Source organism: Haloferax marinisediminis (assembly GCF_009674585.1).
Taxonomy (GTDB): Archaea; Halobacteriota; Halobacteria; order Halobacteriales; family Haloferacaceae; genus Haloferax; species Haloferax marinisediminis.
In genome coordinates this window covers 55185-81600 of record NZ_WKJP01000001.1, presented here as the reverse complement: position 1 = coordinate 81600, position 26416 = coordinate 55185, and the positions used below count along the sequence as shown (strand labels likewise).

Here is a 26416-nt window from a genome sequence, read left to right as displayed (position 1 = left end):
GTGGTATGACAAAACACGTCGTGGTCGGGGCGGGTCCCGTCGGATTGGCTGTGACAGAACACCTCCGAGAGCGCGGCGACGACGTCGCGGTGGTGGCGCGACATCTCTCTGGAAGACTCCCCGAGGGGGCCGAGCATCGACGTATCGACGTGACCGACCCAGCCCTCGCAAAAGCGGCGTTCGAAGACGCCGACGTGGTCTACCACTGCGCGCAACCACCGTACCACCTGTGGCCCGAACTCTTCCCCGACCTGACGCGCGGTATCGTCGAGGGTGTCGAAGCCACTGGTGCGCGACTGGTCGTCGCCGAGAATCTGTACATGTACGGCGACGTCGACGCCCGAATCACCGAGGACCTCCCGTACGCGGCGACCGGACCGAAGGGACGAACCCGCGCTAAATGCGCCCGGATGGTGCTCGATGCGCACGACGAGGGACGTATCGAGGCCACGATTGGCCGCGCCAGCGACTTCTTCGGCCCGCGTGTTCGAGAATCAGCCGTTGGTGAGCAGGTGTTCGGCGAGGCCGTCGAAGGGAAGCGAGCGAGAGTCTTCGGAAATCCGAAGCTCCCCCACACGTACACCTACGTCCCGGATTTCGCACGGGCGTTGGTTCTCCTCGGCGAGCGTGACGAGGCACTCGGTGAGGCGTGGCACGTTCCGAATCCAGAGACCGTCTCGACGCGGCGGTTCGTCTATCTCGTCTACGACGCCGTCGGCATCGACCCCGGATTCCCGCGCATCCTCGCCGTGTCCGGTGTGCCGCTCACCCTCGGTGGGTACGTGAGTTCGCCCCTCAGCGAGCTCCTCGAACAGCGACACTCGTTCGAAGCCCCCTACGTCGTCTCCGACAAGAAGTTCAGAGACACCTTCGGTGACGCGGTGACGGCGACACCGCTCGAAACGGCTATCGAAGAGACTGTCGCGTGGTACCGCGACGAAGCGATTGCGACACAACCGATTCGCCTGTCCACAGACACAGACCGACCGTCTGAAGCGACCCATCAATAAGCGTCAACGGAAGCGACCCACCAGTCGGTGGCTCACTCGTCTTGTAACTCTTCTTCGCGGAGTGCTTCGTTGAGGTCGTCGCGCACACGCTCACCCGTCTCGTAGTTCATCGCCGTCGTGACGATGCGGTTCTCTTGGACGCTCGACCCGTCGCGTAAGAGGAGTCTGACGTTCCCGTTGTTGTCGGCGCGCGTGACCTTGGCCCGGAGTCCCGTCCGCGACCCGGTGCCGCTGGCGTCGATGGGTCCTGGAATGACTTTCTTGACGTGTGGGTGCCCGGCGACGACGCCAATCGCTCGCCGTCCCTTTCGTCCGCCGATGAGCGTCGTGTGACTCCCACCGAGTTTCTCTGCTGGTGGGATGTCGACGACTTCGAGCGCCCGTTCGCCGTGCCGGGCGATGACTGACTCTACTGGGTCCGTGTCGGTGACGCGGTAGAACTCGTAATGAAGCTGCGCGCGCGTCTCGCGCAAGGGGTCGCGTTCGCCAGCGGCGTACACTGTCTCCGGACGCTTTCGCCGAATCTCGTCGGCGACGAGGCCTGCGAAGTTCCGGAGTTGGATGATTTTGGTGTCGTCGTCCGTCTCGGGAATCGTCGTGACAGCCGTCTCGCCGACGACCTCGTCTTCGTCGAGGAACGTCAGCGTCGCGCGGTCGGATTCGAAGACGGCGACGACGGCGTCACAGTTGGCGGTGTTGCAGGTCAGACAGTAGTCTCCCGGTTTGTCTAACGGATTTCCACACCGCCGGCAATGCATACTGTCGGTTCGGGCGTGCGCGTACAAAAGGGCGTTTATGTCGAAAGTTGGAAGCGGACCGCGCTCTGTTCGGGCGACACCGCCTCGGTGGCGAAAACTATTGGTGCCGGGTCCGTGACACCGAGGTATGCGTCGTCGTGCCCTTCTGGCGTCTTTGTCTCCACTCGCTCTCGCCGGTCTCGTCGGGTTGGTCGCCCTCGCACTCGACCCGGAGACGACTGTCCGACTCGCCACGCAACTGGGTCGGTCAGCCATCGAGACTGGCGTCGCCATCGCATCCTACCTTCGCCGGGCGGCACCCATCTCGACGGTTCTCTTCGCATTCTTCGCGTGGCTTGCCGCCGGCACGTTCAGTGCGTTCTTCGTGCACCGAGACCCCGCAGACACCCGCACGACGGCAGAACTCGTGTTCGCGTTGGTCGCCTCCGCTGGGATTCCGCTCGTCGCCGTCTTCGCCCGTGACAGGCCCGTGGTCGTCGTCGGCACGGGCGTCGTCTTCCTCGCTGCTGCGGGCGCGGTCTTCGCCGGGCGTTCGAACACCGAAGGTGTCGTCACAGGGTCGTTGTACGCGATGGCCCCTATCGCACTCGGTGCGGGTATCGCCTTCGCTGCCGTCGGTCCATCAGTCGCCCGCACGTCCACGCTCGCCCTCCCCCTCGCCGTTGGCTACGCACTCGGTGTGGCGAGCGCGCGCGGCCAACACCAACTCGGTGCGGCCGTCTCGGCGCTCGCCTTCGCAGTTCCGGTGTGGTTCTACTTCCCGCCTGCGGCCGAAGCCTCCGGGTTCCAACTCTGGACCGTCGCGCTCGCCGTCGGATTCGCGCTCGTCGCGACACTGCTGTCGCTTCCGTTCGCCGCGATTGGCTACGCGACGACGCGCGCGACAGAGGCATCTGGCGCAGCAGAATAAGAAACGAGAACCGACGACTGACCGCGTCCGCTGTGGTTCTTAGAGGTCCAGCGGCCCGGCTTTCAGATACTCGCGCATCACGGCCGTCGCGTACGACCCGTGTGGCAGTGCGAAATCGACGGCGAACTCGTCTTCGTCGATGGTGAGGTCGGTTCGGACGAGAATCGCTCGCCGCGTCCCGGTCGAGCGGAAGTTTCCGGGGAGGTCGAAGTCGCTCGGTTCGAGGTTCAACTCGTCGAGGACTTCTCGTTCGATTTCTCCCTGTTCTCCGTCGGCGAGTTCCGTCTCTGTTCCGACGAGTGGTGCGGTGATGAAGGCTCGACCACGTTCGATGTGGCGGCCCATCACGTCGACACGCCGGCCGGTCGCCGACTGGAGGCGACTCACGTCGGGGAGTTCGAGGCCCTCGGGAGCGTCTCGGTCGGCGAAGCAGACGACGTCGCCCTCGACGGGTTCGTCGAATGGGAGGCCGCGGGCGAGTCGCTCCGACAGGATTCGGTTGAAGACGTACGACTGGGCGGCGTTGACGAACAGTCGCTGGAGGTTCGAGGGGACCGATTCGAGCGCGTTGCGCCAGTCGTCGTCGGTCTCTGCGCCGTCTTCGGCGAGGCGGTGGAGCATCCCACGTTCGTACCCGAGGTAGCCCGGTATCGCGTCGAGCGCACGGTGCCAGTCCGGGTCCGCAGACGCTGCTTCTTCGTCCACGATGGCGCGGCCCTCCTGGGTCTCTTCGGGTTCGTCTTCGCTTGGACTCCCACAGTACGCGAGGACGGCCTCGCGCCACTCACCGCGGACGACGTGCAAGCCGATTTTGTGCGTGACCGGTCGGATGCTCCCGAAACGCTGGTGACCGAAGAAGTTGGGGACGCCGACCATGTCGTCGCGGCCACCGAAGTCGCGGAGCGCCTCGGTAATCGCCGCCGCGTTCTCCGGGTGGTCGGGGTCGCGGACGCGGATTCGGAACCCGTTGCCAGCGAGGTCACCGAAGTCGAGGGTGCGGCCGAGTCGGCCGACGAGTTCGATGTCGGCGTTGGGAATCTCCGGCACAGACTCGGCTTCTCCTCCGTGGACGGTGAACAGCTGTGTCGTCACCGCGTGTTTGTCCTTCGTTCCGGCCCAGGAGACGCGTTCTCTGCTCACACCGAGTTCGTCCGAGAGGCGTCCGGCGAAGTCGTTGGTGTCCCACCCACGGAGGGTGACGCGGAGAACGAGGTTGGGGAAGTCGCCGGTGTGTGCATCCAGTGGCCGGATGTTGAGCGAGTCGAGTTCGAGTTCGCGGACGCGGAAGTCTTCGGGTGCGACTCGGAGCGTCCCACCGATGCCGTCTGCGTCGCTCACGTAGTAGTCGATGCCGACGGCGCGTTCGAGTGCGTGTGCTTCGCGCATCAGTACAGCGAGAGGTCGCCCGTCACGCGGTCGATTTCGTCGTCGTCACCAGGGCCGATGGCGAGTGCAGTCACCGTTCCGGGGTCGACTTGGGTGTGTCCTGCGTCGCGGATGATGGCGGTCGGGAGCCCTGCGCGCTCAGCTTTGTCGGCGAGTTGGAACAGCGCCGACTCACCGTTCACCTTGAGGACGACCTTCTTTTGTCCGCCACCCTTCCAGCGTTTCCGTGTCCGGGTGTCCGTGTCTTCGTACGCGGACAGCGAGGCGTGGGCGACCTGCGCGGCGAGTTTCCCTCGACCCATACCGAGGTCCGCTCGGGCGACGATGGCCTGTTTCATGGCGTGTTCTCCCCACCGACGCGGTAAATGTCCTCCCATCGCGGGCGTCGACACGCCGGCAGCCAGAAGAAACCTCGACCTTCGCGATGCTGCGGTCGTCACGGTTGGATTGAGCCTCCTCGGCCTCCTCTTCGAACTCGTCTAACCACCTGTCGACTTCGAACGTCCTCCGACGAGAAGATGGATTTACGTTGCCTCCTCGCGCTCATTCCGACAATGATACTCTCGGACACAGACATCCTCACTCGTCTCGAAAAAGGTGACCTCGTCGTCGACCCAATCGACGACATCGACATGCAGGTCCAACCTGCGAGCGTGGACCTCCGGCTCGGGACGGACTTTCTGGAGTTCCAGCGCACGAACATCTCCTGCATCCACCCCACCCGTGAAGACGAAGTGAGCAAGTACGTCCGCGAGACGCACGTCCCGGAAGGCGACGACTTCATCCTCCACCCCGGTGACTTCGTCCTCGGGACGACCAAAGAGCGCGTCGAGATTCCTGCGGACCTCCTCGCAACCGTCGAAGGGCGCTCGTCGCTCGGCCGACTCGCCGTCGTCATCCACGCCACGGCCGGAATCGTCGACCCCGGGTACGAAGGCCAGATTACGCTCGAACTCTCGAACCTCGGTACTGCACCTGTGGCACTCACGCCCGGTATGCGCATCTCGCAACTCGTGTTCACGGAGATGAAGTCGCCCGCAGAGCGCCCCTACGGCGCAGAACGCGGGTCGAAGTATCAGGGCCAGCGCGGCCCACAAGCCTCGCGAATCGGGTCTGACCCCGAGTTCAACGCCTCCGACGACGCATGAGGTTCATCGAAGAAATCGTCGTCGACGCGTTTCTTCCCACGTTCCGAGCGCTGCTCGCCGAAGACCTCCGCAATCGGGGCTTTACGCAGGCTGAGGTGGCCGACGCGCTTGGCATTAGCCAGAGTGCCGTCTCGAAGTACGCCCACGGCGAGGTCACGATGAACGACCGTATCGCCGACGATGCTCGCGTTCACGACCTCGTCGCTCGGGTCGGTGAGGGCCTCTCTACCGGTGACATGACGCCCGTCCAGGCACTCGTCGAGGCCGAGGTTCTCATCCGTCAACTCGAAGAAGGCGACCTCCTGTCGGACCTCCACGAAGAGGAGATGCCGCAACTCGCCTCCTACGACGGGTTCCACAGCATCCACGACCCTGAAGGACACCTCCGGACGGTCGAACAGGTTCGGTCGTCGGTCCGACGGGGACTTCGAATACTCACCAACACGTCCGGGTTCGCAGGCCTCATCCCGAACGTGGGGTCGAACCTCGTCGAAGCGGTTCCCGGTGCCGACAACATCGACGACGTGGCCGCGATTCCCGGCCGCATCTTCGACGTGAAAGGGCAAGCGACGGTTCCGGGCGAACCAGAGTTCGGCGTCAGCGAACACGTCGCCAGCGTGCTGTTGTCTGCTCGGTCTGCCGGTGCCGACGTGAACGCGGCGCTCAACCTCGTCTACGATGCTGGGCTCGTCGGCGACCTCGAAGCGGCCGGCTACGAGTGTATCGAGTTCGACCCCGACGCGCCGACCGACCCGGTTCGTGCGACACTCGAAGGGCGTGACCTCCCCGAGACGTTCGTCGTCTACCAGACGGGTGGGTATGGTATCGAACCAATCACGTACGTCCTCGGCCCCGACGCCCCCACAGTCGCCGACGTGATTCGCGTCTTGCTCTGATGTCCCCCAACCCACTGCCCTCCACGGACGGTGCGTCCGCTCCGTCGCCATCGACAGTTGCGCAGTCGTTCTACACGCGGTGGGCGACCCTCTACGACGCCATCGCTCGCCGCACGCCCGGTGTCGGGAGTGTCCGAACCGAAGCGGCGGACGCCCTCGGACTCTCCTCGGGAGACACCGTCGTCGAGATGGGGTGTGGAACGGGTGCGAACCTCCCCTACCTCGCAGACCGCGTTGGCCCCGACGGGACTGTCGTCGGTCTCGACTTCTCACCGGGCGTCCTCGACGTCGCCCGCGAACGGGTTCGCGACTATCCAAACGTACACCTCGTCCGCGCCGACGCGACTCAACCGCCCGTCGACGACGCCGATGCCGTCCTCGCGACGTTCGTCTCCGGGATGTTCGCAGACCCCGACGCAGTGGTCTCGTCGTGGGCAGACCTCGTCGGCCCCGGCGGGAGACTCTGCTTGGTCGACCTCGCACGAACGACGGCCCCGACGTGGCGAGCGCTCAACCCGCTCTTCCGAGCACTCGTCCGCGTGACTGCGCCACCCGGGACGCGAACGATGCACGGGTCGCCGACGGCGATGCTCGACGAGCGACTGGTCGCGGCCCATCAAGCGCTCGAATCACGGTGCTACGACGTTAACGCGACAACCCACGCGTTTGGGTTTGCACGGGTTCGAGCCGGTATTGTTGAATGATAGACAGTAATTAGCTACCTCGCAGAATATTCGCCATCCGGTTAAAGTATATCATGGTCAATTGTGTATGGTTGTAACATGGCATATGTTGTCAAAATGCCCAAGCTTGGGCTGGAAATGAAGTCGGGGGAGCTCTCTGTGTGGTTGGTTTCAGAAGGTGATGACGTCACCGAAGGTGAGCCAATCGCTGAAATCGAGTCAGAGAAGACGACTGCGGAGATTACAGCGAAAGAAGACGGTGTTCTCCGCCGGGTTATTCTCGCCGAAGGTGACTCGGTGGAACCTGGTGGATCGCTTGCGATCGTCGCTGAGGCGGACGCGGACATCTCTTCGCTCGAAGCAGAGGCTGGTGGGGCCGCTGAAGCAGATGCAGGTGGAGGCGCTGAAGCGGAGGCAGAAGAGAGCGAGTCGTCGACTGCCGAAGCGTCTAGTTCAGCCCAGTCCGCAGGCACGCAGAAGTCGTCCGCGTCGGCATCGAGCGACGTGCAGGCGTCGCCGCGAGCGAAACAACTCGCGGACGACCTCGGTGTCGACCTCTCGACAGTCGAGGGGACTGGCTTCCAGGGCTCGATTACCGAATCCGACGTCGAGGAAGCGGCCGAGTCGGCCGAGTCGGCAGCTGCTGACGTGCAGGCGTCGCCGCGAGCGAAACAACTCGCAGAGAACCTCGGTGTCGACCTCTCGACCGTCGAAGGGACTGGCTTCCAGGGCTCGATTACCGAATCTGACGTCGAGGCCGCAGCAGAGTCGGCATCGAGCGAATCGTCTGCAGAAGCAGCGACCAGTGAAGAGGGTGCATCGGACACGCGCGTGTTCGCCCCGCCAAGCGCTCGCCGGTTAGCCCGCGAACTTGGTGTGGACATCTCGCAGGTCTCCGGGTCGGGGAAGAACGGCCGCATCACGGAGTCTGACGTGCGCGCAGCAGCCGAAGAAGGTGGTGCAGCGGAAGCCGCCACGTCTGAGCCTGTCGAGATGGAGCGCCCACTCTCCGGCATGCGCCGAACTATCGCCGACCGATTGGGACAGAGCTACCGTGAGTCCGTCCACGTGACGGTCAACCGGAGCGCCGATGCGGAAGAACTCCTCGCGGCCGCAGACGCGGCGGACGATGCGCTCGGCGTCGACGTGTCGATTTCCGACGTTCTCATTCTCGCGGTCTCAGCGGCACTGGACGAGTACCCCGCGTTCAACGCGACGTTCGAAGACGAGGTCCACAAACTCCACGAGTCGCACAACATCTGTATGGCGGTCGACATCGAGGAGGGACTCATCGCCCCAGTTGTCCGCGACGTCGACTCGCTCTCGCTTGCCGAACTCGCCGAGACGCGCAAAGAGACCACCCAACGGGCACTCTCGGGTGACTACACGATGGACGACCTGACCGGTGGGACGTTCACCATCTCCAACCTCGGCGTCTTGGGAGTGGAGTCGTTCGACCCGATCATCAACCCGCCACAGGTCGCCATCCTCGGCGTCAACACGATTCGCAAGGAGGTCGTTCCGACCGACGACGGAGACGTGGCCGTTCGCCGACGCATCTCGTTCTCACTGTCGTTCGACCACCGTATCGTCGACGGTGCCGACGCGGCACGCTACCTCGGGAGTCTCGTCGGACACGTCGAGAACCCGTGGCCACTCGTCATCGCGGCAGGTGGGCAGTAGGACGGTCGAATCGCTAAAAAAGAAGTAAAATTTTTACGCGCGGAAGTAGCCCTCGTGGGCTGCTCGTTCGACGACCGATTCTATCTGGACGAGCCGCGGCCCATCCGAAACCGGTCGAAGGTTGACGACGCCGTCTTTCACTTCGTGCTCGCGTTCGCCGTCGACGCTGACGACGCCGCGAGGGACCTCGAAGGTGTACGCCTCGCGGTCGTCGAGAACCCGATAGTCCGCGACCTGAACGTCCGAGAGCGTCCCGGGGACGGTAATCCCACGGACGTGTGTTCCGGACGAGCCATCATGGGCCAGTCGGAAGCCGACGCCACCGGGTTCGTCTGGACGATGTGTGACGAGACCGCCTGCGATACCGGAGATACCGATTTCTGCCGGTGACGCACGCGAGACGACACCGCCGATGATGTCGTCGGGTTCGAGGATAGCCCTCGTTCCGATGAACGCACGGTCGAGTACGCCGACCGTTGCGAGGCCGCGAATCTTACTCGTTCCCGTGTCTCTCTCCACGTCGACTTCGATAGTTCCGTGACGAATCGTCGCTTCGTCTGCGGGTACGAGTCCCGTTGCGACGAGGCCCGCGGCTTCACCCGCGACGGTTCCATCGATTGGCGTGGGGACGACGTTGTTCGTCCCCGTGGAGATACTCACGACTGGGACGTCGCCGATGTTGTGGGCAACGTCTCGGGTCGTCCCGTCACCGCCGAGAACGACCACGGCGTCCGCGTGTTCTTCGAAGTGTGCGGCCGCAGTGCGACTATCTTGGCCGGATGCAGTCACCGGCATGTCGACGAAGCTAACGTCGAGTTCTGACGGTGCGTCGTCGACGATTCGGTCCGCGAGGCCGGAGCTATCCGGCATCACGAGCACGTCGACGTCGTCGACCAGTGTCAGCCCAGCGAGTACACACCCTGCTGTGCGCCGTTTCGCGTAGTTGTTACTGACGCTGGCGCCGCCGGTGAGCCGCCGGATGTCGCGTCCGGCGGCTGGGTTGACGACGAGACCGACTGTTGACGCCACTTATACGATGCGGTTGATTGCGGCTTCCACGTCCGAGGCGTGCGGGAGGACCTCATCTTCGAGCACGGGGCTGAAGGGGATGTGCACGTCGGCGACACCAACACGCTGGATGGGTGCGTCGAGGCTGAAGAACGCGTTCTCCATGACGCGCATGCCGATCTCAGCGTGCGTCCCGTACGACAGCGGGCTCTCATCAGCGATGACGAGCCGGCCGGTCTTCTTTACGCTCTCGACGAGCGTGTCCGTGTCGAGTGGGTACAACGACCGTGGGTCGATGACTTCGACGCTGACCTGTCCCTCAAGTTCTTCCGCGAGTTCGAGCGATTCACCGACCATGCGCTGGGTCGCGACGACGGTCACGTCCTCGCCTTCGCGTTCGACACTCGCCTCCCCGATTGGGAGGGTGAAGTCCTCGTCGAGCGGGACCTCGCCGGTCTGGCCGTATATCTCCTTGTTCTCGAAGAAGATGACCGGGTCGTTCGACCGAATAGCCGACTTCAACAGGCCTTTGGCTGCCGCAGGCGTGCCGGGTGCGACGGCCATAACGCCGGGGAAGTGGGCGAACCAGGTGTGCAGCGTCCCGGAGTGTTGGCTGGCGGCACCACTGCCGCCGCCTTCGGTCGTTCGGACGGTGATGGGCATCTCCGTCTTCCCACCGAACATGTACCGGTTCTTGGCCATCTGGTTGATAATTTGCTCGGAGCAGACGCCGATGAAGTCCGAGAACATGATTTCGACGACTGGCCGTGTTCCGGTCGCCGCCGCACCGACGCCAGCACCCATGAATCCGGCCTCGCTGATGGGTGTGTCCCGGAGGCGTTCCTCACCGAACTGCTCGACGAGGTCACCGGTAACTTCGTAGACGCCGCCGAACTTTCCGACGTCTTCGCCCATGACGAAGACGTTCTCGTCACGTTCGAGTTCCTCACGGAGGGCGAGTCGAATCGCTTCCCGGAAGGTCATCTCTTTGGTGTCTGCTGGACCGGTTCCGGAGGCGGTGTCGGTACTCATTGGTCCTCACCTCCATCAGTCCGCCCACGTCCACCATCTGCTCGCATCTGACTCGAGAACTGACTAATCTCTGGCACTGTCGCACTGAACATGTCTTCGTAGGCCTCACTCGGGTCTGGGTACGGTGCCTCTTTCGCCTCGGCTACCGCATCCTCGATTTCCTCGTCGATTTCGGCTTTCATCTCGTCGTACTCATCTTCGGTGATGACACCTGCGTCGATGAGTCGGGTCTTGAACGTCTCAATTGCGTCGCGGTCCTTCCAGATATCGACGTCCTCTTGGGTCCGGTACACCTGCTGGTCACCTTCGAAGTGGCCGTGGTACCGGTACGTCTCTGCTTCGATGAACGTCGGACCCTGGCCGTCTGCGGCGCGCTTGCGGGCTTCTTTGACTGCCTCGTAGACCGCAGTGATGTCCATCCCGTCGACGGTGAAACCGGGGATATTGTACGCCTCTGCAGTCTCACTGAGGTTCTGGACGTTGTGTTGTTTTTCGACCGGCGTCGCCTCGCCGTACTGGTTGTTCTCGACGACGAAAATAGCCGGAAGGTTCCACGTCGCTGCGATGTTGATTGCCTCGTGGACCTGACCCTGTGCGACTGCACCGTCACCGAAGAATGCGAGTGCGACTTTGTCTTCTCCTTTGAGCTGTGCGGTAAGTGCAGCACCTGTCGCCAGCGGCGGGCCGGCCCCAACGATGCCGTTCGCACCGAGCATCCCAGCGTCGACGTCCGCGATGTGCATCGAGCCACCTTTGCCGTTACAGTAGCCTCCGGATTTTCCGTAGAGCTCGGACATCATCTGCTTCGGGTCGAGTCCCTTCGCGATACAGTGGCCGTGGCCTCGGTGCGTACTGGTAATATAGTCGTTCTCTTCGAGAGCCGAACACGCACCGACTCCGACCGCCTCCTCACCAACGTAGAGGTGAACGAATCCTGGAAGCTCACCGTCCGCAAACAGGTCGCCTGCCTTCGAGTCAAATGACCGAATAGTCTGCATCCGACGAAGGGCCTCACGCTGTCCATCTTCCGTCTCTATGTCAATTACCACCATGTGGTGTACCAACATTTTGCACCATCGTTAATGATGCTTTCTCCAAGTAACAGAATATAAATAGTATTTAGATGACATTATGGCGTTCACGCTCAGTGTCAGCACGCTCGTCAGTGTCCGTCGTCACCCGGTTACACTCGTGTCGCCTGTCTACTTTTGTTCGTGAGTCCCCTACGGCCGGTGATGCGAACAACCCAGGTCGTGGTAGCATGAATATGCTCTACGAGGGCGAGTGGACGACAGAGAAGTTCGTCGCCAACAACGAAGACGGAGAGTTCGAACGACAGACGACGACGTTCCGTAACTGGGTCGGCGAAGACGACCGGTTCCCCGTCGAAGCAGGACGGTACCACCTGTACATCTGCCGTGCGTGCCCGTGGGCACACCGAACCGCGATGACGCGCGCACTGAAAGGACTCGAAGACGTCATCTCACTCTCGCTCGTCGAACCGGTCCGTATCGACGACGGGTGGGAGTTCTCGGAAGAGTACCCAGACCCGCTCTACGGTGAGGAGTTCCTCCGCGACGTCTACCTCCGTGCCGACGACGAGTTCACCGGGCGCGTCACCGTTCCTGTCCTGTGGGACACAGAACGTGAGACCATCGTGAACAACGAATCGCGAGAGATAATGCGGATGCTGAACGAGGCGTTCGACCCCCTCGCCGAGAACGACGTCGACCTGAACCCCGAGGGATACGAAGACGACGTCGACCGTCTCATCGACGAGATTTACGAACCCGTCAACAACGGCGTCTACCGCGCTGGATTCGCGACGACGCAGGAGGCCTACGAGAACGCCGTCGAGGAACTGTTCGACGCGCTCGACCACTGGGACTCGGTCCTCGACGACCAGCGCTTCCTCGCCGGCGACGTGCTCACCGAGGCGGACATCGCGATGTTTGTGACGCTGATTCGGTTCGACCACGTCTACCACACGCACTTCAAGTGTAACAAGAAGGGAATCCACGAGTACGACAACCTCTGGAACTACACGAAGGACATCTACCAACTGTCGGGCATCGCCGAGACGGTCAACATGGACCACATCATCCGGCACTACTTCGTCAGTCACGGCGACATCAACCCGAAGCGTATCTACGGAGTCGGCCCCGACCTCGACTTCACCGAACCGCACGACCGAAATCGGTTCGATGCGGACCTTCCGCCAGTCCTCGCCGACGACTGAGGCTCACCAACCGGGTGATTGCGTCACCTTTCCATCGGAGGTGACCGCGTCCCCTTTCTCCCCGAGATGACTGCGTTTCTTCATCACCGAGAGTCGCTACTCGTGAGGTGCTAATTCGGCAATCGTCTGCTCGCGAAGGCTGTCGCTCGCACCGAGTGGAATCGAGACGATTATCTCGTCGACGACGTCACGAGCGGCCAGTTCTTCGAACTGTGTGCGGGCCTTCTCTGGCGGGCCGACGATTGCCAACTGTGTCATCATCTCGTCGGTGACGGCTTCACGGGCCGCGTCACGGTCACCGTCGCGCCACGCATCGGCGACTTGGGCCGCCTGCTCCGGAAACGCCAGCGCGGCCGCATTTTTGTATCCGTCACTGCTTCCCAGATAGTACGCGAGGTGGTTCCGAATCGCCGCGTACGCCTCGTCAGCATCGTCGCTCACCGCGCATGGCACGTACGGTGACACCGTGATGTCGTTCGGTTCACGGCCTGCCGCTCGGGCGGTTTCCACGATGGTCTCGTACGCCGCTGCGAGTCGGTCGAAGGGGATGTTGTGGGGTAACCAGCCGTCGGCGACTCGTCCAGTCGCACGTCGGTTCGCAGCACCGAGTGCTGCAGCGTACACCGGAATATCGCAGTCGAGTCCTGGAAAGTCGGCGACGGAAAACAGTCGTCCCTCGTAGTTCACTCGACCGTCGCCCTGGAGGAACGACTTCGTGAGTTCGATGGTTTCGTGGAGTCGTCGTGGCGGATTGTCGAAGGCCATGCCGTGGAGGTCTTCGACAACTTTGGCGGTACTCGTCCCCACCCCAAGCCGAACGCGTCCGTCTGCGGCGTCTGCGAGTGTCGCTGCTGCCTGTGCAAGGGTCGCAGGAGAGCGACCGTAGACGTTGACGATGGCGGTTCCAAGGTCGATAGTCTCCGTCCGTTGTGCGGCGACCGTGAGTGCGACAAACGCGTCTCGGCCCCACAGTTCGGGCGTCCAGAGCGAATCGTATCCGAGTGATTCTGCGCGTTCTGCGAACCCTGCGATATCGTCGTAATCCCCCGGAACGAGAAGACCGGTCGGCATACTCCCACTGTCTGAACAGGGACATAAAACATCTCCGCCCATCGGGGGACGACTGTCGAACACATCGGGCGTCTCAGACACGCGACCCCGCTCAAAACCGCGATTCCGACGACGCTTCTCGTGGGTTTCGACCCCGCGACGGATACTTCCTCGTCGGGTTGGTATCTACTCGCATGGAGAGTCGGTTCGTCCGCGCACTCAGACGAGTCGAACCGCCGCCCCGAGCGGTCGACTGGTCGATTCTCGTCCTCGTGATGTTCGAGGCACTGTCGGGTGTGTTGAGCCTCGGCGCTGGCCACCCGGCGAACGGGGTGCTGTTTCTCCTCCACGGTGTCGCTGGACTCACGCTCGTGGCACTCGTCGGGTTCAAACTCTACCGAGTCCGCTACCGCGTGCTCGACTCGCGTCTCTACGACCGGCACACGGCGACTTCGATACTCCTCGCTCTCGTCGCACTCGCAGCGTTGGGAACCGGCATCGCGTGGGTCAGCGGCGTCACCGTCAGGGTCGGCTTCTGGACGCTCCTCAACGTCCACATCGGATTCGGCCTCCTCGTGGTTCCGATACTCCTCGTCCACCTTCGGTCTCGGTTCCACATGCCTCGCCGGGCCGACTTCGAGGGTCGCCGCCGAGCGCTTCAGTACGGCGCACTTCTCGTCTTCGGTGCGGCCGCGTACCGCGCGACAGAGGCAGCCGGCTCGTTCCAGGGTGTGAAACGGCGGTTTACTGGCTCTCGGCCGCTCCCTCCGGGTGAGGGAAACGCGGCGTTCCCGGTCACCAGTTGGGTCGCCGACGACCCCAACCCAATCGAAACCGAGACGTGGCGACTCTCGATAGATGGCTTGGTCGAGCGACCCATCACGCTCGGTGTCTCGGACCTTGACCCCGACGAGACGCAGTCGGTTCTCCTCGACTGTACGAGCGGGTGGTACACAGAACAAGCGTGGACCGGTATCAGACTCGGTGACATCCTCACGAGCGCCGGCGTTCACTCGTCAGCACGGTGGGTCACCGTCCGGTCGGTGACGGGCTTTCGGTGGTCGTTCCCCATCGAAGAAGCCCGAGAGATGCTCCTTGCAACCCACGTCGGTGGCGAACCACTCTCGCACGGCCACGGGGCACCGCTCCGTCTCGTCGCGCCGAACCGACGCGGGTTCCAGTGGGTCAAGTGGATAGACACGGTGGAACTGCGGCGACACCGCGACTCGGCGCAGTGGCTCGCCGTTCTCGTCAGTGGGTTCAGTTAGGTGTCGTCGCTCGACCGAATCGCACGCTCAGCCGCCTCGAGTGCGTCTTCGGCGTCGAATTCGGCGACGATGGCTTCGAGTTCCTCGCGTGAGGCGTCCTTCAGGGCGTTGGCGTGCGCAGTGATGTTCGGGACGGCGCGCATGATGTTGTCGACGATGGGAACCGTGGCTGCCCGTGCAGACCGCGACATCGGGTTGAGGTCGACGACGATTTCGGTCTTCCCCATCGCACCAAGAGCCTCCGCGCGGTCACCATCTTCGAGTGGGACGACGACCACGTCGGCACTGCCGATACCGTCGGCGTCGATTTTGGCGCGTTTGTGGTCGATATTCGGAATCCGGCCATCTGCGGTGAGTCCTTTCACCTCGTCGGCGCCGTGTTCGCGGAGGTGGTCTACGATGGCTTGCATTCGCGCTTCGGTTCGGTTGAACAGGTTCACCTCGATGTCTGCGTCGACTGCGTCGGCGAGTTCGACGATTTCCTCGGGGCAGAGCGCGGCGACGTTCCCGTTGACGGAGATGACGGGATGGTCGGCGAGAAGCAGGTGCGCCGCGGCGACACGCGCGGCGTCGTCAGCACTGGGAATCGTCTCCTCGCCGAGGAGGTAGTCGAACGCCTCGCCGCGACCCTGCGCGATGAGACCTTGCTGACTCGTGATGCCCTTCTCGACGCCTGCTTCGATTCGATGGCGGGTGAGAAGCGACTGATATCGTGGGTGGCTCTCGGGAATCTCGATGTCGCTCATTGCAACAGCGTCGACACTCCGGGAGTAACACGTTTTCTCATCGCCGCCGCGGAACTCGCACCGACAATCAGTCGCTCTGCAGTGTCGCCCCAGCAGGGTGAACACGGCACCGTTCGGGGTCGTAGCCAGCGTCCGAAAGCCCGGTTCCGACGGCGAACACCGTCTCACCGAGCATCGCCATCGCCGCGTTGCCGCCGGCGTCTCGTACGTCTTCGATTGCCGTTTCGACGCGGTCGGTGAGCAGGTTGGCGTCGCGTGCGAATCGTCGGGATTCACTGAGGAATCGGTCGACCGTCGGTCGCTCAACGAGTGCGTCGAGTGCGGTTTCGCCGGCGGCGGTGAGCGTGGTCGTATCGCCGCCGAGGATGTCGGCCGTCGAGAGGCCACCGAAGGTGACGTACTCGATGTGTGGACGCGCCGGGATGCCGTCCATTCGCCCGTGGTCCGGTCCGCCGGGTTCGACGCGGATGGGCATCCCACCACGGGCCTGTGCCACGACGTCGCCCAGCCCAGTCCCTGCTGTGACTTCTGCCTCGTGGGCCATCGTGACGAGTTCGTTCTCGGAGTGGCCACAGGAGAAGGCCGAGTTGGCCGCGAGCGCCGTTCCGAGCGCCACCGCACCGGAGACACCAAAGCCCGACCCGAGCGGCAACTCACTTTCTGCGTCGACCGACGCTGTCACGCCAAGTTTCTGGAGGACGCCCGAGACGGGGTCTATCGTGATTGTTTCTCCATCGAGGGTGACGACGGTCTCGGCCGCCGGTTCGACAGTCACGGTGACACCGTGTGAGAGCGTCACGCCTGCGCCGCGCGACCCAGCGATTGCCGGGTCGTCGTCGGGATGGGCGCTGAAAAAGCCCGTAATGTGACCGGGGACGAATGCCGTCGCGTCGTCGCTCATCGGTCTTTCTACGATGGGGGTCGGTTAACGGTGTTGCGTTTCGTCTCTCTGTGCGACCCGAGTGTACGCTACCCACTCACGCACTCTGCTTCAGCGGTCCTCGAACTCGACGTCAGTCTCGGTCTCTCGCTGACGACGCGCGGCAACGGTGGTGCGGGCGTCGGCGACTGTCTCGGTCTCCAGCAGTCGCTCGACTTTCTCCTCGAACTCCGCTTCTGTGAGTTCGCCGTTCGCGTAGCGTCGGCGAAGCGTCGCCAGTGCCTCTTCGGTTTCTGAGTGCGACTCCGATTCGTCTTCGCGACGGCGTGACTCGTAGAGCTTCACGAGACCGATAGCGGCTGGAAGGACGCCCGCGAATCCGATGGGGAACACAATCCAGAACCACCAGTATCCGAGTGCGAGCAGGCCGAATCCAACGAGGAAGGTGAGGGCCATGACCGCACCAGCGACTATCTGTTCGAGGGGGGTATCGTCGTCGTCTACCACGTCGTCGACGATTCGCTTCGTGTCGCTCACGCTGGCCTCCTTCGGCGACCACTCTCGTGCATGCTACTGTAACTCGTCGGAGAGATAACGACTGTTTCGCTGACAGTGCGTATGTTCAAATACGAATACGCAGTAATACAATGTATACAAATGCCGTCTATCAGTGCCCGCATCCCCGACGACGAACGAGATGAACTGGAGGACGTTGCGGAACTGCTAGGCGAAGACCGGAGTACGGTGATTCGGAAAGCGCTCGGAGAGGGACTTCGAGAACTGCGGATTCGTGTCGCGATCGAGCGATACCAATCTGGCGACGTTTCACTCAACCAAGCGGCACGACTGGCTGGCGTGAGTTTGGGAGAGTGGTTCGAAATTGCACGAGATAGAAACCTCACCTCGCAGTTGTCGCCCGAGGAAGTAGAACGCGAAGCAGACGCGGCGCTCGATTTGTAGATGGATATCTACGTCGGCGCTTCGACGCTGATAGCGTTGGGGACGGTTGGGGAGTTGGAGTTGTTGTTGAATTTCGACGGTAATGTCGTCGTTCCAACAGCGGTGCGCGAAGAGGTAACTACGGAGCCAGCACGGGCGAACGTCGATTCGCTGTTGGAACCTGAGGATGCTCGCCTCTCTGGTGTTCGTGACCGGATTCCGAAGTATCGGCAAAAGGCGCAGCAGATACTGGGTGAAGAATCGCCAAGTGGCGACGTTGTGCTCATCGAGACGGTACTGTGGAAGCGTGATATCGATACAGAGATTGCCATCGTCTCCGACGACCGGCGTGTCCGAACCGTCGCTGAAGGACTTGGTGCGACCGTCACCGGAACTGTCGGAGTCGTCGTCCGCGCCGTCCACGAAGGACTGGACCCAGACGAAGCCAAAGACCTCATTCGACGAATCGACTCACACGGACTGCACATGACTGGCGAACTTCGAGAGACAGCCTATCGGCTCATCGACGAGGCTTCGAAAGAATAGTCGAGTCTGAATTCCGTCGCCTATGGCGACAGACGCTGCCGGCCTGACGAGAGTCGCTGACGCTCCTCTCGTTGGTCCGTCAGGTCTTCGTCTAAGGACTCAGACGCTGCCGGTCGCGTGGGAACAGAACTGCCTCGCGGATGTTCCCCAGTCCGAGCATCGTCATGATGAGACGCTCGCCGCCGAGGCCGAAGCCTGCGTGCGGGGGCATACCGTACTTGAACATCTTCGTGTAGTATTCGAACGCGTCGGGGTCGAGGCCCTGCTGTTCGAAGCCAGCGACGAGCTGGTCGTAGCGGTGTTCACGCTGGCCACCGGAGACGAGCTCCATGTTCGGGTGCATCATGTCGAAGCCCGTCGAGAGCGTCTCGTCGTCGTCGTGGTCCTTGATGTAGAACGGCTTGATTTCGCTCGGCCAGTCGGTGATGAAGTAGTGCTCGCCGACGTCCTCGCCGAGTGCCTTCTCGCCTTCCGTGGGCAGGTCGTCGCCCCAGACGAGCTGTTCGTCGAGTGCGCCCGTCGCGTTGATGCGCTGGATGGCTTCCTCGTAGGTGAGACGTGGGAACTCGCCGGACGGCGCTTCGAACTCCTCGGCGAGGCCGAGTGCTTCGAGTTCGTCCTGGCAGTTCTCTTCGACTGCCTCGTAGGCGGCCTTGACGACGGCCTCACAGACGTCCATCGCTTCGGTGTGGTCGATGAAGGACGACTCGAAGTCGATGGAGGTCGCCTCGTTCAGGTGGCGCGGCGTGTTGTGCTCTTCTGCACGGAAGATTGGGCCGACTTCGAAGACGCGTTCGAGACCGGAGCCAACCATCAGCTGCTTGAACAGCTGCGGCGACTGGTTCATGAACGCCTCTTTGCCGAAGTACGTGATGGGGAACAGCTCGGTGCCGCCCTCGGTCCCCGTGGCGACGATTTTCGGCGTGTTGATCTCGGTAGCGCGGAGGTCACGGAACTTGTCGCGGACGGCGCGCTGGACTTCTGCGCGAATCTCGAAGATCGCCTTCACTTCGTCCTTGCGGAGGTCGAGCGTGCGGTTGTCGAGGCGCGTCGAAAGCTCGGCGTCGACCTTACCCGACGGGTCGAGTGGGAGTTGCGCTTCGGCTTCCGCGATGACTTCGAGGCTCTCGGGCGTGACTTCGACGCCCGTGGGTGCGCGTGGTTCTTCTGCGACCTCACCGGTGACGGTGATGACGCTCTCGCGGTGGACGCCCAGACCCGTCTCGACGAGTTCGTCGTCCATCTCGTCTTTCTCGAATTTGACCTGAATCTTGCCCGTCGTATCGCGGAGAATCAGGAACGCGATACCGCCGAGGTCACGAATCTCGTGAACCCAGCCGGCGACGGTGACCGTGTCGCCGGGTTCGGCGTCGGCCGTGTACGTTCGGTTTCGCATACGACGTGTTTGCCGACCGTTCCTGATAAATACGGTCGTTTCGACTTCGAGCGTCACTGTGTACCATGTTACTTTGTCTGGCGGTGTCTGTGTCCGCTATGGAATCCGACCCGACACAAGCAGACGACGAGCCCGCCGTCCCCCGCGCCGCCTACGAACCAGACCTCGACTGGGCCGACGCTGAACGCGGGTCTCGGTTTGCCTTTCGTCGAAAGCAACTCGGTTCCGCCGCCGGTGGCAGAGAACTCGGCTGTTCACTCTACGAAGTCCCACCTGGAAAGCGCCCGTGGCCGACGCACTACCACGAGGGAAACGAAGAGGCGCTCTACGTTCTCTCTGGAAGCGGCACGCTCCACACACGTGACGGCGCAGACAATCTCGAATTGCGGCCCGACACCTACGTCGCACTACCAGCCGGTGCCGACTACGTTCGGCAGGTCGAAAACGACGGCGACGCACCACTTCGGTATCTCGCGCTCTCGACGATGAACCATCCTGACGTGAGCGTCTATCCCGATTCGGACAAAGTCGGTGTCTTTTGCGGGTCTGCACCCGGCGGCAAGTCCAGCGACCGGACCCTCCACGAGTACTTCCCGCGAGACGCTGCAGTCGGCTATTGGGACGGTGAACCGACTGACGAGGAGTAGCTCGAATCGAGGTGATGTTTATATACGAAAACGGGACAACTCCGCCGCAGACATGGACAGTTCAGATTTCGAAGCGGCGTAATCGAGAAGAGAGACTCAGAGAGTGGTCGTCTCGTCGTGGCGTTACTCTGCGCCGACGAGTTCCGCAGACGCGTCTTTCGCGCCTTCGACGGTTTCGCGGACCGCATCGACGCCTTCGTCGTGCAGGAGGTTCCCGACGACGATGACGTCGGCGTGTTTGCCCATCTCGTACGCCGAGTCGTAGTCGTGGATGCCGCCGCCGTAGAACAGCGTCGCCTCGTCGAGGGCGTCGTGGGCGGCGCCGACCTTCTCGGGGTCACCGTACGTCCCGGAGTACTCGATGTAGACGATTTTCTGGCCGAACATCTTCTCGGCGACGCGGGCGAAGGACGCGACGTCTTCGGCCGTCTGGTCGGTGTCGGCGTCGGTGTACTCGGCCACGGACGAATCGGGGTTCATCACGATGTACGCCTCGGTGTGGGTGCGGTCCCAGTCGAGGCCGTCTTCGATGCGGACCCACTCTTTGTGTGCGCCGGTAATCCAGAAGGAGTCACTGGCGTTGAACACCGTTGGGATGAGATAGCCATCGAGGCCCGGGTCGTCGATGACGACGCCGGGGTTCGACGGTTCCTGATAGATGGGCACGTCGTACTTCGCGGTCGCTTCGATGACGCGCTCCATCTTCTCTTCGGTGATGTCGAGTGTGCCACCGATTTCGAGGGCGTCGGTGCCCGTCTCACACACGTCTTCGAACGTCTCTCCGTCCACCAGGTCTTTGTCTGGGTCGATTTTGGTGATATGGTCCCAGTCTTCCCACGGATAGCTCATTGGTCGCTCTATGCCGGAGGGGGCCTAAAAAGCGTGCGGATGAATTGGGAGGGCAGTGTCAGCGATGACACGTATCTTTGTGGTGGTCAGCGGTGTCGGAACCGGAATCAGTCCGCTGCAGACTGCCACTTCCGGACCGTGTCAGCACCCACACCTTCGACCTTCTCGGCCACGTCGTCGGGTTCGGCCGACTTTAGCGTCTTCACGTCCTCGAAGCCTGCTTCTTTCAGTTTCTCGGCGGTCTTCGCGCCGATGCCTTTGATGCTCTCTAACTCAGACCCGCCCTCGCTGTTCTGCTGGGCCTGATACTCACGGAAGTTGCAGATGGGACAGCCAAGCTCCCACGGTTCGCGGTCACCGTCGTAGGTGATGCGAAGTTCGGGTAGGTCGTGTTCGTCACACGAGTCCTCCGTCACCTCGATGTCGCCGCGACGCGGGAGCGGAAGCGAGTAGTCGCAGTCCGGGTAGCGGGTACAGCCAACGAGACGAGAGCCAGAGCGCAGGCGCTTGATAGCCAACTCACCGCCGTGTTCTTCGCCACACTCGGGACAGGTGCCGATGACCATGTCCTCTTCCTCGTCGGCCTCTTCGGCCTTACAGAGCGGACAGCCGTGGACGAACGTCTTGCGCCCGGCGAGCATCTTGATGTGGTGTAAGTCGTGTTCGTCACACGTCTCTTCCATGATGAGCGGTTTGCCCGTCGATGGCAGTGGGAGCGTGTATGTACAGTCGGGGTACGAGTCACACCCGATGAAGTACGACCCGCGGCGACTCTTTCTGACGACGAGGTCGCCACCGCAGTCGGGACACGGTCCGACTGTCTTGTCGGCTTTCAACGAGTCCTGCAGTTGCTTGCCGAGTTCCTCGCGGGACTCCATCAGCCCCTCGAACACGTCCTGGAGAATCTCTTTGGACTCTTCGGTCACGTCCGCCAAGGTGGCCTCGCCGCGGGCGATTGCCATCATGTCGGATTCGAGTTGCGAGGTCATCTCCTCGCTCACGATGAGTTTCGCGAAGTCTTCGGAGGCTTCCACGACGGCCCGCGCGAGACGGGTCGGGCGCGGCGGGTCGCTCTCGATGTAGCCACGGTCGTAGAGTTTCTGAATCACGTCGTGCCGAGTCGCCTTCGTCCCGATACCCATCTGTTCCATCGTCTCGATGAGGCGCGACTGGCCGTAGCGACGTGGCGGTTGGGTCTGCTTCGCGTCGAGGTGCGTGTCGGCAACTGCGAGCGATTCGCCCTCTTCGACGTCGGGGACGAACGACTCGCTGGAGTTGAAGTACGGATAGACCTCGTGGTACCCGGGTTCGAGGAGGCGCTTGCCGTTCGCCTTCATCGAGAGGCCGGCGGCCTCGGCGACGACACGGAGGTGTTCCCACACGGCGTCTTCGGCGACGGTGGCGAAGAAGCGCCGGACGACGAGTTCGTACACGTCCCACTCGTCTTCGGAGATGTCCGACGCGGAGGGCAGTTCTCCAGTCGGGTGAATTGGCGGGTGGTCAGTCGTCTCGTTGTCGCCTTCGGTCGGTTCGATTTCTTCCTGTTCGAGGAGAGACTCCGCATCGTCCTTGAAGCGGCGGTCACCTTCGAACGCGCCGAGGAGTTCGCGCGGGTCCAAATCGTCCGGGTAGACCGTGTTGTCGGTCCGTGGATAGGTGATGTAACCGGCGGTGTAGAGGTCTTCTGCGATACTCATCGCCCGTTGGGCGGAGTAGCCAATCGACCCGGCGGCACGGATGAACTGCGTGGTGTTGAACGGCGCTGGGGGCGTGTCCGTTCGCGTGCGCCGTTTGACCGACGTGACCTCGGCAGTGTCGACGCCGAGCAGTGTCTCGTAGGCGGATTCGGCGGCGTCTCCGTCCCAGATGCGCTCGGCTTCGGTACCGTCCTCGTCGATGTAGAAGTACTGGGCTTCGAAGGATTCGGCGGCCCCATCGGCGTCCTTCGTCAGGTTGGAGAACAGTTCCCAGTAGTCTTCGGGGTCGAACGCCTCGATTTCGCGCTCGCGGTCGACGATGAGCTTCAGTGTCGGCCCCTGCACGCGGCCGACCGAGATGAAGTCGTTTCCGAGTTGGCGAGCAGAGAGTGAGAGGAACCGCGTCAGTGCGGCACCCCACACGAGGTCGATAATCTGGCGGGCTTCACCGGCGGCGGCGAGGTTGAAGTCGAGGTCGTCGGGATTATCGAACGCCTCCGTCACTTCGCGTTTCGTGATGGAGGAGAATCGAACCCGGTCGACGGGGACGTCTTCGTTCACCTCGCGGACGAGTTCGTACGCCTCCTTGCCGATGAGTTCACCTTCGCGGTCGTAGTCTGTCGCGATGGTGACGCTCCCGGCACGGCGGGCGAGTCGGCGGAGGGCGGCGACGATGTTCTCTTGGGTGGGGTGTTTCTCGACGGGAGCGCTGATGAGTTCGACCGGTTCGACGTCACGCCAGTCGTTGTACTCCGGTGGGAAGTCAACGCCGACGACGTGACCTGACAGGCCGATACAGCGCTTGCCGCCCCACTTGTAGACGTTCACGCCGTTCATTCGCTCTGCGGAGGCCGTCTCGCCGCTCAAGATGTCGGCGATACGTCTCGCGGCGTTGTCCTTCTCTGTGATGATGAGGTCGGGGCCACGACTCATTGCCCGGCGATATGTCGGGCGCTGTCCTAAACCTTTCGTGGGCGGATTCGAGGGGTAGAAGCCTCAGAACGCACGTGTGCGGGTGTGTGGGCGAGGGCGCGCTACGCGCGCGAGAGGTAACTGATACGCTCGCTCACGCCACGCAGGGAGTCGACTGCACGGTTCTACGTCTCCCTCCAGTTCCGCGACCCACATTCTTAACGCGACTCACTCCAACTCCCGAACGTGTCGAGTGAATCGCGAATAGATATGACAGACGGGGCGATTGCCCCCAAACTGTTCGCCCTCTCGTGGCCGCTCGTCGCTGGCAACCTCCTCCAGACGCTGTACAACCTCGCTGACGTGTTCTGGGTCGGGCGGGTTGGCGCAGACGCGGTCGCCGCCGTCTCGCTCATGTTCCCCATGAGTTGGATGTTCGTCTCGACTGCCATGGGAATCACCGCAGCGACGATTGCACTCGTCTCGCAGCACGTCGGTGCCGGTGAGGACAGAGAAGCCGACCACGTCGTCGGCCAGACGATTCTCTTGACGATCGCCGTCTCCGTCGCCCTCGCGACGCTCGGATTCCTCTTTCGACAGCCGTTACTGGAACTCATCGGTGCGCAGGGGGCGGTCTACACGGAAGCGCTCGCGTACATCGAAGTCATCTTCCTCTCGCTCCCACTCACGTTCCTCTTCTTCGCGTTCCGCGCGGCGTTGCAGGGTGCAGGCGACACCAAGACTGCGATGTGGCTCATGGTCGTCTCCGCGGGGTTGAACGTCGTCCTCGACCCGATTCTCATCCTCGGATGGGGTCCCATCACCGGCATGGGAACACGCGGAGCGGCTATCGCGACGTTCATCGCCCGCCTGTTTGCGACAGCCGTTGGGGTCTACATTCTGCTCCGCGGCGACTGGGGGGTCAAACTCCACCTCGAAGACCTCCGCCCCGACCCGGTGCGACTGAAGAAACTCGTCGATATCGGGTCGCCGGCGACACTCGACGGGTGGGCCCGCAGTTTCTCGGCAGTCGTGATGGCTGGGTTCGTCGCCCGATTCGGGCCGATACCCACTGCCGCCTACGGAATCGGTGTTCGGCTGATGTCCGTCTCGTGGACTGTCTCGGGCGCCGTTGGACAGGCCACATCGACAGGTGTTGGCCAGAACCTTGGCGCCAGAACGCCCGACCGTGCCGCGACAGTCACGTGGACTGCGATGGTTGCGACGATGGGGATTCTCTTCACCGCCGCCGGTCTCGTCGTGGCGTTCCCCGGCGAAGCCATGCGCCTGTTCATCGGCGAACAGGCCGTCGTCGAGGAAGGAGTCACGTTCCTGCGAATCATCGCCCCGTCGTGGGCGTTCTTCGGCGGCGTGATGATTATTCAGGGTGCGTTCCGCGGTGCTGGCATCACGAAAGCCGCGATGGCACTCTCGTTCCTCTCACGGTGGATATTCCGCGTCCCTGTCGCCATCGTCGTCGCGTTCTCGTGGACGGTGACGCTTCCACTCGTCGGCCCCGTCTCGAGTCTCGGGTGGGGCGTCGAGGGCCTCTGGTGGGCGTACGTCGTCGGTGCAGTCGCGTCGTTCGTCGTCGCAGTCGCGTGGTTCCGTGCCGGGACGTGGCGTGAAGGTGTGTTGGACCACGAACCGACGCCAGCGGCGGGTGACGACTGACGACCACCTTCCTCGAACTGACAGCCGAAACGACTTTTCGAATCGAGTGTGGTCCAACAGTATGCGACTGCCCTCCCCCCAGACGCGCCGTATCCTCTTCGGTGTCTTCCTCGTCTTGACGCCGCTGTGGGGTCCAGCACTGGACCTGACCGGTCCCGACTACACCTACGAGTCGACAGAAATCGTGGTCGAAGACAATCGCCTCGTGATTCCGGACGAGGACGACAGACGCGACCTGTTCACTGGTGTGGCTGGATTCGCTTGTTTCTACGACCTCGGACCATCTCGATACTGCACGCTCGAAGCGACGACACTGAACGGACGCGTCGAAGTCGACAATCCAAACGTCCAGTACAGCAGTTCAGGTCACCTCTCCACTGCGGACAACTACCTCACCTACTACGACGGCCGAGTGTTCGCGTACAACTCAACGTGGGAAGATGGTCACTACGTTCTCTGGACCGAACGAGTGTCTGCGGCAGCGGCGCTCGAAACGGTCGCAGACCCAGCGAGTTCGTTCCCCGATGCGGCCGTAACAGCGGTTCGTGAAGGTACCGTGACCACAGACGAGGAACTGTGGCCGAGTGAGGACGGGGCACGTGTCGTCGAACTCGATGGAGAGTTCTACCTCGTCTACCAGTCGGGCGTCCACGAGTCACTGAATGACAATGCCCAGTTCGAGGAGCTACTGACGTGGTTCGCAGTCGTCTTCGGCGCGGCGATGTTGTTCGGTCGCGACTCGAATCCGAACTGAGACGAACTGAGGTGAACTGTGGCACGAACGGGAGCATCCTTACAGCATAGTATCATGTACTTTGAGGTACATTGTATATCCATGTCGCACACCCCAGAACTCCCAGAGCGATACGTCTGTACTAACTGCCACATAGTGTACGCCGGAACAGTGAGACACGAGGACGACACGTACCACTACAGCGCCCCCGACGAGTGCGCGGCCTGCGGCTCTACGGACTTCGTCACGTTCGAACAGTACGTCCGCCACAAGACGGCGTAACTGGCTTCTCCGGAACAGTAAACAGCGAACAATCGGTGGCGCGG

Annotated in this window: 28 protein-coding genes; 15 read left to right on the top strand and 13 right to left on the bottom strand. The window is 62.5% G+C overall.

From position 1 onward, the window contains the following. The first annotated feature begins 5 nt into the window (after positions 1 to 5). Positions 6 to 1010 (top strand): NAD-dependent epimerase/dehydratase family protein, encoded by a 1005-nt coding sequence (locus tag GJR98_RS00425; protein ID WP_151134378.1) that lies wholly within the window; start codon positions 6 to 8, stop codon positions 1008 to 1010. 32 nt (positions 1011 to 1042) lie between these two features. Here the strand turns inward: GJR98_RS00425 and GJR98_RS00420 are convergent, their stop codons facing one another. After that, positions 1043 to 1768: a DUF2103 domain-containing protein gene (locus GJR98_RS00420; protein ID WP_151134375.1), complete on the bottom strand. Its 726-nt coding sequence runs from the start codon at positions 1766 to 1768 to the stop codon at positions 1043 to 1045. 127 nt (positions 1769 to 1895) lie between these two features. On the opposite strand from GJR98_RS00420, the gene GJR98_RS00415 reads away from it, so the two are divergent. Beyond that, positions 1896 to 2678, top strand: a complete 783-nt coding sequence (locus tag GJR98_RS00415) for a hypothetical protein (protein WP_151134372.1) — start codon at positions 1896 to 1898, stop codon at positions 2676 to 2678. Positions 2679 to 2717: 39 nt separating this feature from the next. Here the strand turns inward: GJR98_RS00415 and truD are convergent, their stop codons facing one another. Together truD and pth2 are read right to left on the bottom strand one after the other, a co-directional pair. Then, positions 2718 to 4064, bottom strand: a complete 1347-nt coding sequence (gene truD / locus GJR98_RS00410) for a tRNA pseudouridine(13) synthase TruD (RefSeq protein WP_151134369.1) — start codon at positions 4062 to 4064, stop codon at positions 2718 to 2720. Beyond that, positions 4064 to 4402: a peptidyl-tRNA hydrolase Pth2 gene (gene pth2, locus GJR98_RS00405; RefSeq protein ID WP_151134366.1), complete on the bottom strand. Its 339-nt coding sequence runs from the start codon at positions 4400 to 4402 to the stop codon at positions 4064 to 4066. Before pth2 ends, truD begins: the two co-directional genes overlap by 1 nt. On the opposite strand from pth2, the gene GJR98_RS00400 reads away from it, so the two are divergent. The 5 genes from GJR98_RS00400 (at position 4401) to GJR98_RS00380 (ending at position 8474) form a co-directional block, all read left to right on the top strand. Continuing rightward, on the top strand, positions 4401 to 4547 hold the full coding sequence (locus GJR98_RS00400) for a hypothetical protein (protein ID WP_154269675.1): 147 nt from the start codon (positions 4401 to 4403) through the stop codon (positions 4545 to 4547). The two genes, pth2 and GJR98_RS00400, sit on opposite strands and share 2 nt — an antisense overlap. A 71-nt stretch (positions 4548 to 4618) precedes the next feature. Further along, on the top strand, positions 4619 to 5212 hold the full coding sequence (dcd, locus tag GJR98_RS00395; RefSeq protein WP_151134364.1) for a dCTP deaminase: 594 nt from the start codon (positions 4619 to 4621) through the stop codon (positions 5210 to 5212). After that, positions 5209 to 6108: a thiamine-phosphate synthase family protein gene (locus GJR98_RS00390; RefSeq protein WP_151134361.1), complete on the top strand. Its 900-nt coding sequence runs from the start codon at positions 5209 to 5211 to the stop codon at positions 6106 to 6108. The genes dcd and GJR98_RS00390 overlap by 4 nt, the downstream gene beginning before the upstream one ends. Further along, positions 6108 to 6812, top strand: a complete 705-nt coding sequence (locus GJR98_RS00385; protein WP_151134358.1) for a class I SAM-dependent methyltransferase — start codon at positions 6108 to 6110, stop codon at positions 6810 to 6812. The genes GJR98_RS00390 and GJR98_RS00385 overlap by 1 nt, the downstream gene beginning before the upstream one ends. A 78-nt stretch (positions 6813 to 6890) precedes the next feature. Next, a complete protein-coding gene (locus tag GJR98_RS00380) occupies positions 6891 to 8474 on the top strand; it encodes a 2-oxo acid dehydrogenase subunit E2 (RefSeq protein WP_151134355.1) in 1584 nt (527 codons plus the stop codon). Between the two features lie 33 nt (positions 8475 to 8507). Here the strand turns inward: GJR98_RS00380 and GJR98_RS00375 are convergent, their stop codons facing one another. The 3 genes from GJR98_RS00375 to GJR98_RS00365 are packed head-to-tail and all read right to left on the bottom strand — an operon-like array spanning position 8508 to position 11566. Further along, complete coding sequence (locus GJR98_RS00375; RefSeq protein WP_151134352.1) at positions 8508 to 9503, bottom strand: NAD(+)/NADH kinase; 996 nt, start codon at positions 9501 to 9503, stop codon at positions 8508 to 8510. Next, positions 9504 to 10514 carry an alpha-ketoacid dehydrogenase subunit beta gene (locus GJR98_RS00370; protein ID WP_151134349.1) on the bottom strand — a complete coding sequence of 337 codons (1011 nt, stop codon included), beginning with the start codon at positions 10512 to 10514 and terminating at the stop codon, positions 9504 to 9506. It abuts the gene before it with no gap. Continuing rightward, positions 10511 to 11566, bottom strand: a complete 1056-nt coding sequence (locus GJR98_RS00365; protein ID WP_151134346.1) for a thiamine pyrophosphate-dependent dehydrogenase E1 component subunit alpha — start codon at positions 11564 to 11566, stop codon at positions 10511 to 10513. The genes GJR98_RS00370 and GJR98_RS00365 overlap by 4 nt, the downstream gene beginning before the upstream one ends. Before the next feature lie 209 nt (positions 11567 to 11775). Between GJR98_RS00365 and GJR98_RS00360 the strand changes: the two genes are divergently transcribed. Next, positions 11776 to 12753: a glutathione S-transferase family protein gene (locus GJR98_RS00360; protein WP_151134343.1), complete on the top strand. Its 978-nt coding sequence runs from the start codon at positions 11776 to 11778 to the stop codon at positions 12751 to 12753. Between the two features lie 96 nt (positions 12754 to 12849). Here the strand turns inward: GJR98_RS00360 and GJR98_RS00355 are convergent, their stop codons facing one another. Beyond that, entirely contained in the window at positions 12850 to 13824 is a 975-nt protein-coding gene (locus GJR98_RS00355) for an LLM class flavin-dependent oxidoreductase (RefSeq protein ID WP_151134340.1), read from the bottom strand. A gap of 173 nt (positions 13825 to 13997) precedes the next feature. On the opposite strand from GJR98_RS00355, the gene GJR98_RS00350 reads away from it, so the two are divergent. Further along, positions 13998 to 15071, top strand: a complete 1074-nt coding sequence (locus GJR98_RS00350; RefSeq protein ID WP_151134337.1) for a molybdopterin-dependent oxidoreductase — start codon at positions 13998 to 14000, stop codon at positions 15069 to 15071. On the opposite strand, the gene GJR98_RS00345 is transcribed toward GJR98_RS00350, so the two are convergent. The 3 genes from GJR98_RS00345 to GJR98_RS00335 all read right to left on the bottom strand — a co-directional run bounded on the left by GJR98_RS00345 (position 15068) and on the right by GJR98_RS00335 (position 17234). Then, positions 15068 to 15817: a 4-phosphopantoate--beta-alanine ligase gene (locus GJR98_RS00345; protein WP_151134334.1), complete on the bottom strand. Its 750-nt coding sequence runs from the start codon at positions 15815 to 15817 to the stop codon at positions 15068 to 15070. The genes GJR98_RS00350 and GJR98_RS00345 overlap by 4 nt on opposite strands. 67 nt (positions 15818 to 15884) lie before the next feature. Further along, a complete protein-coding gene (locus GJR98_RS00340) occupies positions 15885 to 16718 on the bottom strand; it encodes a pantoate kinase (protein ID WP_151134330.1) in 834 nt (277 codons plus the stop codon). A 90-nt stretch (positions 16719 to 16808) separates the two neighbouring features. After that, positions 16809 to 17234, bottom strand: a complete 426-nt coding sequence (locus GJR98_RS00335; protein WP_191965395.1) for an SHOCT domain-containing protein — start codon at positions 17232 to 17234, stop codon at positions 16809 to 16811. Positions 17235 to 17354: 120 nt separating this feature from the next. Here GJR98_RS00335 and GJR98_RS00330 point away from each other — a divergent pair, with 120 nt between their 5' ends. Together GJR98_RS00330 and GJR98_RS00325 are read left to right on the top strand one after the other, a co-directional pair. Then, the gene (locus GJR98_RS00330) at positions 17355 to 17657 is read left to right on the top strand and encodes a UPF0175 family protein (protein WP_151134327.1); all 303 of its coding nucleotides are present in this window, start codon (positions 17355 to 17357) and stop codon (positions 17655 to 17657) included. After that, the gene (locus GJR98_RS00325) at positions 17658 to 18182 is read left to right on the top strand and encodes a hypothetical protein (protein WP_151134324.1); all 525 of its coding nucleotides are present in this window, start codon (positions 17658 to 17660) and stop codon (positions 18180 to 18182) included. A 91-nt stretch (positions 18183 to 18273) separates the two neighbouring features. On the opposite strand, the gene aspS is transcribed toward GJR98_RS00325, so the two are convergent. After that, positions 18274 to 19578, bottom strand: a complete 1305-nt coding sequence (aspS, locus tag GJR98_RS00320) for an aspartate--tRNA(Asn) ligase (protein WP_151134321.1) — start codon at positions 19576 to 19578, stop codon at positions 18274 to 18276. A gap of 98 nt (positions 19579 to 19676) precedes the next feature. On the opposite strand from aspS, the gene GJR98_RS00315 reads away from it, so the two are divergent. Further along, on the top strand, positions 19677 to 20225 hold the full coding sequence (locus GJR98_RS00315) for a cupin domain-containing protein (protein ID WP_151134318.1): 549 nt from the start codon (positions 19677 to 19679) through the stop codon (positions 20223 to 20225). A 123-nt stretch (positions 20226 to 20348) separates the two neighbouring features. Here GJR98_RS00315 and GJR98_RS00310 read toward each other — a convergent pair whose 3' ends face one another. Beyond that, positions 20349 to 21074: a phosphoglycerol geranylgeranyltransferase gene (locus tag GJR98_RS00310; RefSeq protein ID WP_151134315.1), complete on the bottom strand. Its 726-nt coding sequence runs from the start codon at positions 21072 to 21074 to the stop codon at positions 20349 to 20351. Positions 21075 to 21181: 107 nt separating this feature from the next. Further along, a complete protein-coding gene (locus GJR98_RS00305) occupies positions 21182 to 23704 on the bottom strand; it encodes a DNA topoisomerase I (protein WP_151134312.1) in 2523 nt (840 codons plus the stop codon). Positions 23705 to 23953: 249 nt separating this feature from the next. Between GJR98_RS00305 and GJR98_RS00300 the strand changes: the two genes are divergently transcribed. The 3 genes from GJR98_RS00300 to GJR98_RS00290 all read left to right on the top strand — a co-directional run bounded on the left by GJR98_RS00300 (position 23954) and on the right by GJR98_RS00290 (position 26372). Then, a complete protein-coding gene (locus GJR98_RS00300) occupies positions 23954 to 25357 on the top strand; it encodes an MATE family efflux transporter (protein ID WP_151134309.1) in 1404 nt (467 codons plus the stop codon). Positions 25358 to 25418: 61 nt separating this feature from the next. Further along, positions 25419 to 26111, top strand: a complete 693-nt coding sequence (locus GJR98_RS00295) for a hypothetical protein (protein ID WP_151134306.1) — start codon at positions 25419 to 25421, stop codon at positions 26109 to 26111. Between the two features lie 81 nt (positions 26112 to 26192). Beyond that, on the top strand, positions 26193 to 26372 hold the full coding sequence (locus GJR98_RS00290; RefSeq protein ID WP_151134303.1) for a hypothetical protein: 180 nt from the start codon (positions 26193 to 26195) through the stop codon (positions 26370 to 26372). Positions 26373 to 26416 lie beyond the last annotated feature (44 nt).